Here is a 14,752-nt window from a genome sequence, read left to right as displayed (position 1 = left end):
CTTGCGGTCCCCCGCCAATACGCCCCCCCCCCCCCCCCCGGCGGGCGCCCCCCCCCCCCCGCGGCGGCGCCCTTCGCGCGTTCTCCGCCTTCTCTCCAGCGGTGAAGCCGTGAGCGGCGACCACGCAGCCCGGCCACCCGCCCCACCTCGCAGAACGAGCCCGGAGACACCGACAGAGACGAACTCTGCGTGATCGTCGTCGCTCGATGGGCGGACGCTGCGGCGCGTCACGGGGTGAAAGCGCCGGGGCCGGTGCGAGATTCGGCCGCATGCCGCTGATCGAATCGCCGTCCGATCCGGACCTGGTGCCCGAAGACGACGCCGAGCACCGCGAACCGATCGGCGCGCTCCGCCTCGGCGCGGTCGCGGCGGCCACGGTGCTCGCCGGCTACCTGCTGTCCGCGACGTTGCTCGCGCTCGCCACCGGCACCGCGAGCGGCCCGGAGATCGGCGCCGGCACCCTGCTGGCCGCGGCCGTGCCGGGCTGGCTGGTGGCGCACCAGGTGCCCCTGGTGGTGCTCGGGGCCCCGCTGTCGGTGCTGCCGTTCCTGCCCACCGCCGCGCTCGGGCTGCTGATCGCCGCGATCACGGCGGCCTTCCTGCGCCGCACCGGCTTCGACACCGCGCGCGACGCCGTCCGGGTGATCGGCGCGGTGGCGGCCGGGCACGCGGTGCTCGGCGCCGTGCTGGCCGCGCTGCTCAGCGGTGCCGTCGACGCCTCGGTGCCGGGCGCTTTCCTGCGCTGCGGGCTGGTCGCGGCCGCGGGTTCGGCGGCCGGGGCCTGCCGCGCCGGGGAGCTCCCGGCCGCGGTGCGGCGGCTCGCCGGGCCGACGATCAGCGCGGGGCTGCGCGGCGCGCTGCTGGTGTCGGCGTGCGTGCTCGTCGCCGGTGCGCTGGTGGCGGTCGTGGCGCTGTGCCTGTCCGCGGCGCGCGCCGGGGAGGTGCTGGGCCGCGCGGGCACGGCCGGTGACGCGTTCGGCCTGCTGCTGCTGTCGCTGCTGTACCTGCCGAACGCGGCGCTCGCCGGGTGGTCCTTCGCGGCCGGTCCGGGGATCAGCGTCGGCGGGTTGACCGCGCGGTTCTACGAGACCGCGCCGGGAGCGGTCCCGGACGTGCCGCTGCTGGCGGCGCTGCCGACCGGCGCCGCAGCCTGGTGGTGGCCGGTGGTGCTGGTGCTGCCGGTGGCCGCGGGCGCGGTCGTCGGTCTGCGCTGCGGCCGGGAGCTGGACCAGGCGCGGCGCCCGGCGGCGGTCGCGGTGGCCGCGGCGGTCGCGTCGTTCGGCGTGCTGGTGGTCGCGGCCCTGGCCGGGGGGAGCGCGGGCGGCGGGCCCTTCGACCCGATCTCGCTGCATTCCCCGGCGCTCGCCCTCGTCACGTTCGGCTGGGTGCTGGTGCCCGCGCTGCCCGCGGTGTGGCTGTTCCCCGTGCCCTGGCGGCCGGTGGACGAGTTCGCGGCGGAGCTCGACGGCGCCGCCGACCCCGACGACGAGGAGCGGGCCGAGCTCGGCGGTGCGGACGGCATCGGCCTCGACGGCGGGGACGACGTGGACCTCGACGACGAGGATCCGGACGGCACGGCCGAGGAGGTCGACGAGTGGGACGGCGTCGACGAATGGGACGGCGCCGACGAGCCGGACGATCCGGACGAGCTCGACGAGGAAGCCGGCGAACCGGCCGACGAGTCCGGCTCCGGCGGCCCGGCCGCCGCAGACCCCGGGTTCGAGTTCGACGAGGCGGAGTGGGCCGACCTCGTGCGCCGCGCGCAGGAGGCCGAGGAACCCGACCAGGCCCGGTCCTGGTCCGGCGACATCCACGGCGACGCCGACGTCCCCGAACCCCGCCCTCGCGACGATGCGTCCCGGACCGCCGACGACGACGCGGACGGCCCGGCCTCCCGCTGACCGGTGCGGTGAGGGCTGGGCCACTCGCCCGGGACCTGGCCGAGTCCCGCACCGGGCCGCCGCCTACGCTGCTCGGTGAGATCGTGACCAGGCACTGTCAGGAGTCAGAGCTGAGCACCCCCGCATCGAACGCGGCCTCCGCAGCACGACCGGACCCTGCCCCCGGCACTCCCGAACCGGACCCGTCCGCGCGACCGCAGACGCGGTTCCGCCCCGGCGATCCGGCCCGCGTGGTCGTGCTGGTCTCCGGTTCCGGAACCCTGCTGCAAGCCCTCCTCGACGCCACCGCGCGCCCCGGCTACCCGGTGCGCGTCGTGGCGGTCGGCGCCGACCGGCCCGGCATCGAAGGTCTCGCGCGCGCCGAGCGCGCCGGCATCCCGACCTTCGTGCGCCGCGTCGCCGACCACGCGACCCGGCAGGACTGGGACGAGGCGCTGACCGAGGCGTGCGCCGAGCACGAACCGGACCTCGTGGTGTCCGCCGGTTTCATGAAGCTCGCCGGGGAGCGCTTCCTCGCCCGCTACGGCGGCCGCTACTTGAACAGCCACCCGGCACTGCTGCCCGCGTTCCCCGGCATGCACGGGGTGCGCGACGCCCTCGCGCACGGGGTGCGGGTCACCGGCTGCACGCTGTTCGTGGTCGACGCCGGGGTGGACACCGGGCCGATCCTGGCGCAGGAGGCGGTGCCGGTGCTGCCCGACGACGACGAGGCGAGCCTGCACGAACGCATCAAGGCGGTCGAGCGGTCGCTGCTCGTGGAGACCGTGGAACAGCTCGCGCGGCACGGCTGGACCGTGCAGGGACGGAAGGTGGAAATCCCGTGACCGAGAACTCGCAGGAACGGCGGCCGGTGCGCCGGGCGCTGATCGGCGTGTCCGACAAGTCCGGCCTGCTGGACCTGGCCACCGGGCTGCACGCGGCAGGCGTCGAGATCGTCTCGACCGGTGGCACGGCGCGCGCCCTCGCCGACGCCGGCGTGCCGGTCACCCCGGTCGAGGAGCTCACCGGGTTCCCGGAGGCCCTCGACGGCCGGGTCAAGACGCTGCACCCGCGGGTGCACGCGGGCCTGCTCGCGGACCTGCGCCGACCGGAGCACGCCGACCAGCTCGCCGAACTGGACATCCCGCCGTTCGACCTGCTGGTGGTCAACCTGTACCCGTTCGTGCGCACCGTCGCCTCCGGCGCGGCGCCCGACGAGGTCATCGAGCAGATCGACATCGGCGGCCCCGCCATGGTGCGCGCCTCGGCGAAGAACCACGCCAACGTGGCCGTCGTCGTCGACCCCGGCAAGTACGAGTGGCTGCTGGAGCAGGTGCGCGCCGGTGGCTTCACGCTGCCCGAGCGCGTCGAGCTGGCCGCGGAGGCGTTCCGGCACACCGCGTCCTACGACGTGGCCGTCGCGGGCTGGATGAGCCGGGTGCCCACCGGGGACGACGCCGCGTTCCCCGGCTGGCTCGGCGAGACCTGGGAGCGGCGCTCCGCGCTGCGCTACGGCGAGAACCCGCACCAGGCCGCCGCGCTGTACGTCTCCGGCGGGGAGGCCACCGGGCTCGCCGCCGCCGCGCAGCTGCACGGCAAGGAGATGTCGTACAACAACTACGTGGACGCCGACGCCGCGTGGCGCGCCGCCCACGACCACGACCGGCCCTGCGTGGCGATCATCAAGCACGCCAACCCCTGCGGCATCGCCGTCGCCGAGGGCATCGCCGACGCGCACCGCAAGGCCCACGAGTGCGACCCGGTGAGCGCCTTCGGCGGCGTCATCGCGGCGAACCGCGAGGTCACCGTGCCGATGGCCGAGCAGATCGCGGAGGTGTTCACCGAGGTCGTGGTGGCCCCCGGTTACGCCGACGGCGCGGTCGAGGTGCTGGCCCGGAAGAAGAACGTCCGGGTGCTCACCGCGCAGCCGCCGCGTTCCGGCCGGGTCGAGATGCGGGCCATCTCCGGCGGGACGCTCGTGCAGCAGTCCGACGCGATCGACGCCGACGGGGACGACCCGGCGAACTGGACGCTCGCCGTGGGGGACCCGGCGGACGAGGCCACGCTCGCGGACCTGCGGTTCGCCTGGCGCGCCTGCCGCGCGGTGAAGTCGAACGCGATCCTGCTGGCCGACGACGGCGCCACGGTCGGCGTCGGCATGGGCCAGGTCAACCGGGTGGACTCGGCGCGGCTCGCGGTGGCGCGGGCCGGGGAGCGGGTCTCCGGTTCGGTGGTCGCCTCCGACGCGTTCTTCCCGTTCGGCGACGGACCGCAGGTGCTCGTCGACGCCGGGGTGCGGGCGATCGTGCAGCCGGGCGGCTCGGTGCGGGACGAGGAGACGGTCGAGGTGTGCCGGGCGGCGGGGATCCCGCTGTACCTGACGGGCACCAGGCACTTCGCCCACTGATCTGCTGCGCCCGGTCCGGTCGGCCGGGGTGGTGCTCCGGGGAGGGGCGGTGCGGGCCTTCGGGTCCGCGCCGCCCCTCTTCTCGTGCGCGCCGGGTTGTCGGTGGGCGGGGGCAGGATGTGGGTGTCCGGCGGGCTTCTCGGGACGGGACGCGCCTACCTGCGGTTATCGAACTTGTGTTCGCTCTTTGGTGTGAACGCCTTGACGGCGGGCTCCTGGCCAGGGTTTACTTGAGCCAGTCGAACAAGGGTTCGATCTTCGGTCGGGTCGGGAACGACCTGCGGTGCGGTCCAGGGGCGGGGTGCCCGGGCCTACCGGTGACCGGGGACTCCGGGCGTCGCGGGGGCGCGCGGAACGAGGGTGATCGGGACGGTGATGTCGAGGAAGGGACGCAACGGCAACGGCGGCGGTCCGCAGTGGAACGGGGACCGCCGGAAGTACTGAACTACCGGAAAGAAACTCCGGAGCGGTCGCCGTCGGGGGGCGGTCGTTCCACGAGGTGGTGCCGTTCGGGTGCAGACGGCACGTCCTCACCGCTGTCTCCCCACAGCGGACGTGGGTGCCCGAGACGGGGTCGGGCATCCCTGCGAACGAGGTGGGGAGACAGCGGATGTCCGCGAGCACGTCCTTGGTGGCGTTGGACGGGGTGACCACGGCTCACGGGGTGTCCGTGGCCACCTCGGTCGCCGAGGCGGGTGGCGATCCCGTTGCGGGACGGGTGCTGCCCGCGCGGGCGGAATTCGCCGCCGTGCTGCCATGGCCAGGCCTGCGCCGTGGCAGCACGGTGGCGGTGCACGAATCGACTTCCCTGCTGTTCGCCCTGCTGTCCGAGGCGACGGCGGAAGGATCTTGGGCAGCGGTCGTCGGGCTCCCGGGGATCGGCTTGACCGCGGCGGCCGAGGCAGGCGTGGAGTTGTCCCGGCTGGCCTTGGTGCCGAACCCGGGGGACGACCCGGTCGCCGTGATCGCGGCCCTGCTGGACGGGGTGGATATGGTGGTGGTCGGCCGCCCGGGACTGGTGACCGAGGCCGACGCCCGCCGGTTGTCCACCCGGGCCCGGCACCGCGGTGCGGTGCTGCTGCCGTTCGGTGCCTGGCCGGGTGCCGAAGTGCGGTTGCGGTGCGGGCAGGCGCGGTGGCGCGGTGTGGGGCAGGGCCACGGGCACCTGCGGGAACGCGAGGTCACCGTGCGCGCGGGCGGACGCGGGGCGGCCTCCCGGCCGCGCTCGTGCCGGATGCTGCTGCCGGGACGCGGCGGGCCAGCGGCACCGCTGGAGTCCCCCGCGCCGTGGGAACCCGCCGCGCCGTTGGGGCCCGCCGCGCCGTTGGAGCCCGTGGCACCGCTGGAAACCGCCGCTCGGCCGGGACCTGCGGCTCGGCCGGAACCGTCGACGCCGCTGGAACCGGTGGCGCCGTGGGAACCTGCGGCTCGGCCGGGACCGTCGACGTGGGAACCCGCTGCGAGGTCCACGGCCGCCACGGGTTCGGGCGGAGGAGCCGGTTCCGGGCGGAACGCGGGCTCCGACGGGGTGCCGGATTCCGCCGGTGGGGCGAGGTCCAACGATGTCGGGCCCCACGGCACCGGCCCAGGAAGCGCCTGCGCCAGCGGGGCGGTGAGGTCCAGCGGAGCAGCGCGGTCCAGCGGAGCAGCCGGGTCCAGCGGGGCAGCGGCGCGGTGCGCGCTGCGCCCGGTGCGGAGCGGCGATCGTGCCGGCTGACGTCACCCGCCCCACTCCACCCCGGTCGGCCGGGGCTCCGGCCGCGGGGCACGACTCCGCGGTGCGGCGGTTCCTGGTGTGGTGCCCGGACTGGCCGGTGGTGGCGGCCTCCCGCGCCGACGACCTCGACCCGCTGGCACCCGCGGCCGTGTTCACCGCGAACCGGGTGCTGGCCTGCTCGGCGACCGCCCGGGACGCCGGGGTCCGGCGCGGGATGCGGCGCCGGGAAGCGCAGGGCCGGTGCCCGGAACTCGTGGTGTCCGAACACGACCCGGCGCGGGACGCGCGGCTGTTCGAACCGGTGGTGGCCGCGGTCGAGCAGTTGACCCCGGGCGTGGAGGTCGTGCGTCCGGGGCTGGTGGCGGTGCCCGCGCGCGGCCCCGCCCGCTACTTCGGGGCGGAGGAGACCGCCGCGGAACGGCTCGTCGACCAGGTCGCCGCGCGGGCCGGGGTGGAATGCCAGGTGGGCGCGGCCGACGGCCTGTTCGCCGGGGTCCTCGCGGCCCGGCGCGGCGTGCTGGTGCCACCGGGCGGGAGCCGGGAGTTCCTCGCTCCGCTCGGCATCGGCGAGATCGACCAGCCCGCGCAGCGGCTCACCGCGAACCGCGCGGAACTGGTGGACCTGCTGCGGCGCTTGGGGATCCGCACGCTCGGCGAGTTCGCCGCGCTGCCCCCCGGCGACGTCACCACCCGCTTCGGCTCCGACGCGCTGCTGGCGCAGCGCTCCGCGCGCGGCGAGGAGGAACGCCCGCCGGACCGGCGCCGCCCGGAACCGGAGCTCACGGTCACCGAACGGCTGGACCCGCCGGTCGATCGGGTGGACGCGGCGGCGTTCGCGGCGAAGGCGCTGGCCGAGCGGCTGCACCGGTTGCTGGCGGACCGCGGCGTCGCCTGCACGCGGCTGGGCATCGCCGCGCGGACCGAGCACGGCGAGGAACTGCACCGGGTGTGGCGGTGCGCGGAACCGCTGACCCCGGCCGACACCGTGGACCGGGTGCGCTGGCAGCTCGACGGCTGGCTCAGCGCCCGGTCGCGGGAACCGCGCCCCACCTCGGGGGTGGCGGTGCTGGCGCTGTCCCCGGAGGAGGTCGTGGGTGCGGGCGGGCTCCAACTGGACCTGGTGCGCTCGGCGACCGGTGCCGCCGACGCCCGTGCGGGACGCGCGTTCGTGCGCGTGCAGGGGCTGCTCGGGCCGGACCGGGTGCTGGTGGGCGTGCCCTCCGGCGGTCGGGACGCGCGGGACCGCGTGACGCTGGTGCCGTGGGGCGCGGAACGCCACCCGCGGCTGGAACCGGACCGCCCGTGGCCGGGGCGGATTCCGGCGCCGTCCCCGTCGGTGCTGCCCGAGGAACCGTGGCCCGCGACGGTGCTCGACGAGTCCGGAGAACCGGTGCGGCTCACCGCGCGAGCGGAGCTGACGGCGCCACCCCGGCGGGTGCTGGTGCGCGGTCGCGGCCGGGAGATCGTCGGCTGGGCCGGTCCGTGGCCGCTGCGGGAACGCTGGTGGGACCAGGGCCCCGGCAGGCGGGAGGCGCCGCTGATCGTGCGGCTGCAGGTGGTCCTCGCCCCGGACACCGGAGCGGACGAATCCCGGGCCGGCGGCGGCCAGGACGACCGGCACGACCGGCACGACCAGGAAGACCAGGACGACCCGGGCGAAGTGGCCTTGCTGCTGGTGCACGAGGACGCCGCCTGGTGGGTGCAGGGGGTGTACCGATGAGCTGGTTCAACCCGCCGCAGAGCTGGTCGGAGCTGGAGAAGGCGCTGTCCGGCGCCGGCCCCCCGCCGCGCGACGAGCGCTATCCCGCCGACGACGACCCCGAGCGGACCCGCGCGCCCCACGGGGCCGGCGGCGAACCCGGGCCGGCCGAAGTCCCCTACGCGGAGCTGCACGCGCACTCGCACTTCAGCTTCCTGGACGGCGCCGGCCACCCGGAGGAGCTGGTCGCCGAAGCCGCCCGTCTCGGCCTGGAAGCGGTGGCGCTGACCGATCACGACGGCATGTACGGGGTGGTGCGCTTCGCGGAGGCCGCCGCCGAGCACGGCGTGCGCACCCTCTTCGGCGCTGAACTGGGCCTGGGCAGCGGCGGCGGCCGGGCTTCCGCCCGCACCGGCGAACCGGACCCGCCGGACCGGCACCTGCTGGTGCTGGCCCGCGGCCCGGAGGGCTACCGCCGGTTGTGCCGGGCGATCACCACGGCGCAGCTGCGCGGCGGGGAGAAGGGCCGCCCGCACTACGACCTGGCGGAGCTGGCGGCGGAGGCCGCGGGGCACTGGCTGGTGCTGACCGGCTGCCGCAAGGGCGCGGTGCGCGCGGCGTGGACCGAGGGCGGGACGCCCGCGGCCGCGGCGGAGCTGGACCGGCTGGTGGCGCTGTTCGGCGCCGAGAACGTGGCCGTGGAGCTCACCGACCACGGGCTGCCGGAGGATTCGGTGCGCAACGACGCCCTGTTCGAGCTGGCGCGCAGCCGCGGGCTGCGGGCGGTGGCGTCCACGGCGGCGCACCTGCCCTCCCCGGAGCGGGAGCGGCTCGCCGCGGTGCCGGCGGCGATCCGGGCGCGCGGCAGCCTGGACGAGCTGGACGGCTGGCTGCCGCCGTCGGCGGGCGCGCACCTGCGGTCCGGCGCGGAGATGGCTCGCCGGTTCGCCCGCTACCCGGGGGTGGTGGCCGCGGCCGCCGAGCTGGGCCGGGAGTGCGCGTTCGACCTGCGGCTGGTGGCGCCGCGGCTGCCGCCGTTCGACGTGCCGCCGGGCCGCACGGAGGCCCAGCACCTGCGGGAGCTGACGATGCGGGGCGCGCTGGACCGCTACGGCCCGCCGGAGCGGAACCCGGCCGCGTACCGGCAGCTGGAGCACGAGCTGGCGGTGGTCGAACGGCTGGGCTTCCCCGGCTACTTCCTGGTGGTGCACGACATCGTCCGGTTCTGCCAGGAGCAGGACATCCTGTGCCAGGGCCGGGGTTCGGCGGCGAACTCGGCGGTGTGCTTCGCGCTGCGGATCACGAACGCGGACCCGGTGCGCTACGAGCTGCTGTTCGAGCGGTTCCTCGCCCCGGAGCGGGACGGCCCGCCGGACATCGACCTGGACATCGAGTCGGACCGCCGCGAGGAGGTCATCCAGTACGTGTACGGCCTGCACGGCCGCACGCACGCCGCCCAGGTGGCGAACGTGATCTCGTACCGCCCGAAGTCGGCGGTGCGGGACGTGGCGCGGGCGCTCGGCCACTCGCCGGGCCAGCAGGACGCGTGGAGCAAGCGGGTGGAGTCCTGGCACGAGCTGCCCGCGGACGAGGAGATCCCGGCGCAGGTGCGGGAGCTGGCGGACCAGCTGATCGGTTTCCCCCGCCACCTGGGCATCCACTCCGGCGGCATGGTGCTGTGCGACCGGCCGGTGAGCGAGGTGTGCCCGGTGGAGTGGGCGCGGATGCCGGGCCGCACGGTGCTGCAGTGGGACAAGGACGACTGCGCCGCCGCGGGGCTGGTGAAGTTCGACCTGCTGGGGCTGGGCATGCTCTCGGCGCTGCACTACGCGATCGACCTGGTCGCCGAGCACCACGGCCGCCGGGTGGACCTCGGCGAGCTGGACCTGGCCGACGACGCGGTGTACGAGATGCTGCGCCGCGCCGACGCGATCGGCGTGTTCCAGGTGGAGAGTCGCGCGCAGCTGGCGACGCTGCCGCGGTTGAAGCCGCGCGAGTTCTACGACCTGGTGGTGGAGGTGGCGCTGATCCGCCCCGGCCCCATCCAGGGCGGTTCGGTGCACCCGTACATCCGCCGCCGCAACGGGCTGGAGGAGTGGGACTACGAGCACCCGCTGATGGCGGGGGCGCTGGCGAAGACGCTGGGCGTCCCGCTGTTCCAGGAGCAGCTGATGCAGCTGGCGGTGGACGTGGGGGGGGGGTCGCCCGCGGAGGCCGACGAGCTGCGCCGGGCGATGGGCGCGAAGCGCTCGGGAACGCGGATGCGGCGGCTGCGGGACCGGTTGTTCGCGGGCATGGCGGCGAACGGCATCGGCGACGAGCTGGCGGAGCGGGTGTACGCGCGGCTGCTGGCGTTCTCGAACTACGGGTTCCCGGAGAGCCACGCGTTGAGCTTCGCGCTGCTGGTGTTCGCCAGCGCCTGGTTCAAGCGCTACTACCCGGCGGCGTTCTGCGCGGCGCTGCTGAAGGCGCAGCCGATGGGGTTCTACTCGCCGCAGTCGCTGGCCGCGGACGCGCGCAGGCACGGCCTGCGGGTGCTGGGCCCGGACGTGAACGCGAGCCGGGTGCGCGCCGACCTGGAGCCGGACGAGCGTTCGGACGGCGGGCAGGCGGTGCGGCTGGGCGTGGCGTCGGTGCGCACCGTCGGCGAGGCCGTCGCGGAGCGGCTGGTGGCGGAGCGGGCCGAGCACGGCCCGTTCGCGGACCTGCCGGACGTGGTGCGGCGGGTGGGCCTGTCGGCGCCGCAGATGGAGGCGCTGGCGACGGCGGGCGCGTTCGGCTGCTTCGGCCTGTCCCGCCGGGAGGCGCTGTGGAACGCGGCCGCCGCGGCGGCGGACCGGCCGGACCGGTTGCCGGGCACCACGGTGTCGGCGGCGGCGCCGGTGCTGCCGGGGATGGACGGGGTGGAGCTGGCCGCGGCGGACGTGTGGGCGACGGGCGTGTCGCCGGACAGCTTCCCGGTGCAGTTCGTGCGGTCCCGCCTGGACGGTTGGGGAGCGGTCCCGGCCGCGGGGCTGGCGGAGGTGGCGCACGGGACGCGGGTGCTGGTGGGCGGTGCGGTGACGCACCGGCAGCGCCCGGGGACGGCGGGCGGCATCACGTTCCTGAACCTGGAGGACGAGACGGGGATGGTCAACGTGGTGTGCTCGCCGGGCCTGTGGGCGCGCTACCGCTCGGTGGCGCGGGGCAGCGCGGCGCTGCTGGTGCGCGGGACGGTGGAGCGCTCCGAGGGGGTGGTGAACCTGCGGGCGGACCGCTTGCAGCGCCTCGACATGAGAATTCCCTCGACATCCCGCGACTTCTGTTGACTGCTGCTCCCCCTTTGCTGCGAGGGGGTGGGGTGGCGGAACCTCAGCGGTTCCCTCGCTGCGGGATCGATTTCCCAAGTGGCTCCGCCACGAGGGAAATCGCTGTCCTCGCGAGGAAACCGCTGAGAACCCGCGGGTGGTCCGGTTGCTTTGGTGGTCGTTGGCTCAGCGGCTTCGCCGCTGACAGGAATGGTCAGCCGGCCGGTTCGCAGCGGCGGAGGGCGAGCAGCACGTAGGTGCGCACGGCCTGCTCCAGGTCGGCGAGGGGCACGTGCTCGTCGTGGGCGTGCGCGTAGCGGATGTCGCCGGGGCCGAACTGCAGCGTCGGCACGCCGGCGGCCGCGTACAGGCGCAGGTCGGTGCCGTAGGGGGCGCCGAGCACCCGCGGTTCCGCGCCGCCCGCGCCGCGGATCGCGCCGCGGGTCTCGTCCAGCAGCGGGTGGCCCGCCGGGAGCCGCCCGCTGGCGAACACGCCGCCGGGCCAGCTCACCCGCACCGGGTGCTCGGCGAGCCACGGGTCGGCGGCGCAGGCTTCGGCGACGGCGGCGGTGAACTCGGCCTTCGCGGTGTCGAGGTCCTCGTCCAGCCGCACCCCGTACCGGCCTTCGGCGACGGCGAGGTCGGGCACCGTGCTGGCCCAGTCCCCGGCGCGCACCACGCCGACCGACAGCGGGTACGGCAGGTCCAGGTGTGCGACCAGCGGATCCGGGTCGGCGTTGCGCCGCGCCTCCAGCTCCCGCAGCGCGGGCAGCAGCCCGGCGAGCCCGTCGACCGCGTTCACCCCGCGCAGCCGGGTGGAGCCGTGCGTGCTCTGCCCGGGCACTTCCAGCCGGAAGGTGAGCGAGCCGCCGTTGGCGGCGACGACATCGCCACCGCTGGGTTCGGCGAGCACGACGGCCTGCGCCCGGTGCCCGCGGCGCAACGTCGCGAACGCGCCGAGCCCGCCGTCCTCCTCGCCGACGACCGCGTGCACCCCGACGGGCCGCCGCAGCGGGATGCCCGCGGTGCGCAGCGCCTCCAGGGCGCCGAGGAACGCCGCGATGCCGCCCTTCATGTCGCAGGTGCCGCGGCCGGCGGCGACGCCGTCGTGCACGCGCAGCGCGTACGGGTCGCGGTCCGGCCAGCGGTCCAGGTCGCCGGGCGGCACCACGTCGGTGTGGCCGCAGAACACCAGCGCCGGTTCGCCGTCGCCGAGGACGCCGACGCAGCCGTGCGCCACGTCCCGTTCGGCCTCCTGGCCGGGGAAGCCGGGCTGCGCGGCGAGCTCGTCGAGGTCGATGCGCCAGTGGTCCACCCGGTGCCCGAGCCCGCGGAGCCGGTCGGCGCACCACTGCTGCGCGTCCTGCTCGCCGCGGCTGCCGCCGACGCTGGGAATGGCGACGAGCTCCCGCAGGTCCCGCAGCACCCCGTCGAGGTCGATGGCCGCCAGCGCGGCCCGTTCGAGGTCGGTGCGGGCGGGTTCGCCGTGCTCAGTGCTGCTGCGCGAGGTGGTCACGACCCGAGTGTGGCGCATGGTCGTCGGGCGCTGGAGGGCTGCTACTACCATTCCGGCGTGGCCGAGGGCGACAAGATCGAGCGCGAGTTCGAGATCGGGAAAGACGGGCTGGGCGGCATCGTCGTGGGCATGGACGGCAGCCCGGCGAGCTTCCACGCCGCCTCGTGGGCGGCGGGACTGGCCCGTCGGGAGCGAGCGCGCCTCGTCCTGGTCTACGTGGAGGCCGTGGGCGGCGTCGCCTACTGGTCCCCGATGGGGGTGGCGGTGGCCAGCGAAGCCGCCGAGAGCCTCGTCGAGGAGTTGAAGAAGGAGGTCGTGGCGCACCTGCGCTACATCGACATCGACTGGGACTTCGTGCACCACCGCGGTGATCCGGCGGTGGGCCTGGAGCAGGTCGCCGAGCAGTACCGGGCCGACCTGATCGTGGTGGGCCGGTCCCGGCGCCGCGGCGGACTGCTGGGCACGGTGCCCGCGACGCTGGTGGTGGAAGCGGTGCGGCCGGTCGTCGTGGTCCCCTGATCATTCCCACTATTAATTGAAAGTTCGATCAATTCGCTGTGCGTGGCGCCGATACCGCCGAATGGCGGAAGTGCGGATGAGCGCGTTGAACTGGCCTCATCACCGGTCCATCCGTGTGAGGATGTCGGGCATGAGCGAGGACGGGCCCGGATTCGAGGAAGGGCCGAACACCGTGTGCTTCACCTGCGCCGGTTTCCGGAAGGTGAGCGAACCGCGGTTGTACGCGATCCAGGCCACCCGGGAGACCGAGACGGGCATGTCGATGGGCGAATGGCGGAGCTGCCCGCACTGCGGCGGATCAGGCAGGTTGCCGGGGTTGCAGCCGCCGAGCTGAGCGGCCGCCCGGCACCGCCGCGAAAGCCGGACGCGCGGCCGGGACCGTCGGTGCTTTCTGCGAAGCTGGCCGCATGCAAGAGGATCTGCGCACCCTCGGCGAGGACTTCTCCGACGCGGTGCTGACCGGTGCGGAATGGGACGGCCGTGAATTCGCGCACTGCGATTTCACCGATGCCGACCTCGGTCTGCTGCGCGCGCGGAACTGCGTGTTCACCGAATGCACCTTCCGCCGCACCGATCTCGCCGAGTCGCGGATCCGGGCGTGCGCGTTCCGCTCCTGCCGGTTCGACCGGGCGGTGCTGCGCGATTCCCGGTGGGAGGGGTGCAGCCTGCTCGGTTCGTCCTTCGTGGACTGCCGGTTGCGGCAGTGGAAGCCGGGGGAGACGGACCTGACCCTGGCGGGGATGGGCCGCGCCGACCTGCGCGGGCTGGACCTGCGCGGCGTCCGGTTCCGGGAGGCGAACCTCGGCGAAGCCGACCTGCGCCGCTGCGACCTGCGGGAGGCCGACCTGATGGGCGCGCGGCTGCTCGGCACCCGGTTCGAGGAGGCCGACCTGCGCGGCGCGATCATCGACGCCGACGGACTCGCGCAGAGCGTGCTGGCGGGCGCACGGGTGGATGTGAACACCGCCCTGGCGTTCGCCGCCGCGAAGGGCCTCCGCGTCGACTGACCCACCCGCGGGCCGCGCCCCGGGAAAGGAGAACCGGCACCGCCCGCGAGGGGCGATGCCGGTTCTCCGGACCTGCTCCGAACCTCATTCCATCGGCGGGCGCTGGGCGTCCCCGATCTCCTGGAGGGTGCCGTCGGCGACGAGGTCGCTGACCGAGCCGGGCAGCACGTAGGCCGTGCCCCCACCGGGCTGCTCGAACCACGGCACCGCCGTGCCGCGCAGCGCCTGCAGGGGTCGCTGCACGCGGAACGCCGCGTACCCGCGGGTGGACCACTGCGGCGGCAGCGACCGCTGGTTGTACGGCGTGTGGGCCGCGTAGGTGACGTTGCCCGCCGGGTCGCCGAAGCGGTCCAGCTCGGTGCCGGGCTGCAGCACGAGGTTGCGCCGGTCCCGGTACAGCGTCAACGGCGGTTCGCCGCGCAGCGGCTGGATGTTCCCCGTCGTCTGCTGCTGTTGCTGCGACGGGTGCGGCTGCTCACCGGGGGCGTTCTGCGGCGGGCGCTTGATCGGCCCGCCGGGACGGCCCTGCGGTTCGCCCTGCTGCGGGGCCTGGCCCTGCGGTCCCGGTCCCTGCCGCGGCGGTCCGGCCATGCCCGGCCCGGACGGGCCGGGACGGCGGTGGGCGCCCCCCGGGGGGGGGGGCCCGGGGGGGGCCGGGGGGCCCCCCCGGGGGGGGGGCCCCCCGGGGGGGCCCCCGGGCCGCGGGGCGCGCGGGGGCCG

Annotated in this window: 11 protein-coding genes; 9 read left to right on the top strand and 2 right to left on the bottom strand. The window is 75.6% G+C overall.

Annotated elements, in window-relative coordinates; genetic code table 11:
• Nucleotides 1-269: 269 nt before the first annotated feature.
• The 6 genes from LCD31_RS11760 (at nt 270) to LCD31_RS11735 (ending at nt 11,011) form a co-directional block, all read left to right on the top strand.
• Complete coding sequence (locus LCD31_RS11760; protein WP_224957958.1) at nt 270-1,901, top strand: DUF6350 family protein; 1,632 nt, start codon at nt 270-272, stop codon at nt 1,899-1,901.
• A gap of 230 nt (nt 1,902-2,131) precedes the next feature.
• On the top strand, nt 2,132-2,725 hold the full coding sequence (purN, locus tag LCD31_RS11755; RefSeq protein WP_224957956.1) for a phosphoribosylglycinamide formyltransferase: 594 nt from the start codon (nt 2,132-2,134) through the stop codon (nt 2,723-2,725).
• Nucleotides 2,722-4,287 carry a bifunctional phosphoribosylaminoimidazolecarboxamide formyltransferase/IMP cyclohydrolase gene (gene purH / locus LCD31_RS11750; RefSeq protein WP_224957954.1) on the top strand — a complete coding sequence of 522 codons (1,566 nt, stop codon included), beginning with the start codon at nt 2,722-2,724 and terminating at the stop codon, nt 4,285-4,287. The genes purN and purH overlap by 4 nt, the downstream gene beginning before the upstream one ends.
• A gap of 610 nt (nt 4,288-4,897) precedes the next feature.
• On the top strand, nt 4,898-6,004 hold the full coding sequence (locus tag LCD31_RS29550; protein ID WP_308015840.1) for a hypothetical protein: 1,107 nt from the start codon (nt 4,898-4,900) through the stop codon (nt 6,002-6,004).
• A gap of 61 nt (nt 6,005-6,065) precedes the next feature.
• Complete coding sequence (locus LCD31_RS11740) at nt 6,066-7,724, top strand: DNA polymerase Y family protein (protein WP_224957963.1); 1,659 nt, start codon at nt 6,066-6,068, stop codon at nt 7,722-7,724.
• Nucleotides 7,721-11,011: an error-prone DNA polymerase gene (locus LCD31_RS11735; RefSeq protein ID WP_224957952.1), complete on the top strand. Its 3,291-nt coding sequence runs from the start codon at nt 7,721-7,723 to the stop codon at nt 11,009-11,011. The genes LCD31_RS11740 and LCD31_RS11735 overlap by 4 nt, the downstream gene beginning before the upstream one ends.
• A gap of 193 nt (nt 11,012-11,204) precedes the next feature.
• Here the strand turns inward: LCD31_RS11735 and LCD31_RS11730 are convergent, their stop codons facing one another.
• A complete protein-coding gene (locus tag LCD31_RS11730) occupies nt 11,205-12,506 on the bottom strand; it encodes an ArgE/DapE family deacylase (protein ID WP_224957950.1) in 1,302 nt (433 codons plus the stop codon).
• Nucleotides 12,507-12,563: 57 nt separating this feature from the next.
• Between LCD31_RS11730 and LCD31_RS11725 the strand changes: the two genes are divergently transcribed.
• The 3 genes from LCD31_RS11725 to LCD31_RS11715 all read left to right on the top strand — a co-directional run bounded on the left by LCD31_RS11725 (nt 12,564) and on the right by LCD31_RS11715 (nt 14,032).
• A complete protein-coding gene (locus LCD31_RS11725) occupies nt 12,564-13,025 on the top strand; it encodes a universal stress protein (protein WP_224957948.1) in 462 nt (153 codons plus the stop codon).
• A gap of 130 nt (nt 13,026-13,155) precedes the next feature.
• The gene (locus LCD31_RS11720; protein ID WP_224957946.1) at nt 13,156-13,359 is read left to right on the top strand and encodes a hypothetical protein; all 204 of its coding nucleotides are present in this window, start codon (nt 13,156-13,158) and stop codon (nt 13,357-13,359) included.
• Nucleotides 13,360-13,432: 73 nt separating this feature from the next.
• Complete coding sequence (locus tag LCD31_RS11715; RefSeq protein ID WP_224957944.1) at nt 13,433-14,032, top strand: pentapeptide repeat-containing protein; 600 nt, start codon at nt 13,433-13,435, stop codon at nt 14,030-14,032.
• 84 nt (nt 14,033-14,116) lie between these two features.
• Here LCD31_RS11715 and LCD31_RS11710 read toward each other — a convergent pair whose 3' ends face one another.
• Nucleotides 14,117-14,623, bottom strand: coding sequence for a TNT domain-containing protein (locus tag LCD31_RS11710; RefSeq protein WP_224957961.1), 507 nt, complete (start codon nt 14,621-14,623; stop codon nt 14,117-14,119).
• Between the last annotated feature and the right edge of the window lie 129 nt (nt 14,624-14,752).

It is taken from the genome of Saccharopolyspora sp. 6M (genome assembly GCF_020176775.1).
Classification (GTDB): domain Bacteria; phylum Actinomycetota; class Actinomycetes; order Mycobacteriales; family Pseudonocardiaceae; genus Saccharopolyspora_C; species Saccharopolyspora_C gregorii.
Note: the sequence above shows the minus strand (reverse complement) of the source record. Positions and strands in the feature narration are given on the sequence as shown.

Bases quoted from the DNA above. Each gene is read 5' to 3' on its own strand.
- LCD31_RS11760 (WP_224957958.1), top strand. From the start codon at position 270: ATGCCGCTGATCGAATCGCCGTCCGATCCGGACCTGGTGCCCGAAGAC.
- LCD31_RS29550 (WP_308015840.1), top strand. From the start codon at position 4,898: ATGTCCGCGAGCACGTCCTTGGTGGCGTTGGACGGGGTGACCACGGCT.
- LCD31_RS11735 (WP_224957952.1), top strand. From the start codon at position 7,721: ATGAGCTGGTTCAACCCGCCGCAGAGCTGGTCGGAGCTGGAGAAGGCG.
- LCD31_RS11720 (WP_224957946.1), top strand. From the start codon at position 13,156: ATGAGCGAGGACGGGCCCGGATTCGAGGAAGGGCCGAACACCGTGTGC.
- LCD31_RS11715 (WP_224957944.1), top strand. From the start codon at position 13,433: ATGCAAGAGGATCTGCGCACCCTCGGCGAGGACTTCTCCGACGCGGTG.
- LCD31_RS11710 (WP_224957961.1), bottom strand. From the start codon at position 14,623: ATGGCCGGACCGCCGCGGCAGGGACCGGGACCGCAGGGCCAGGCCCCG.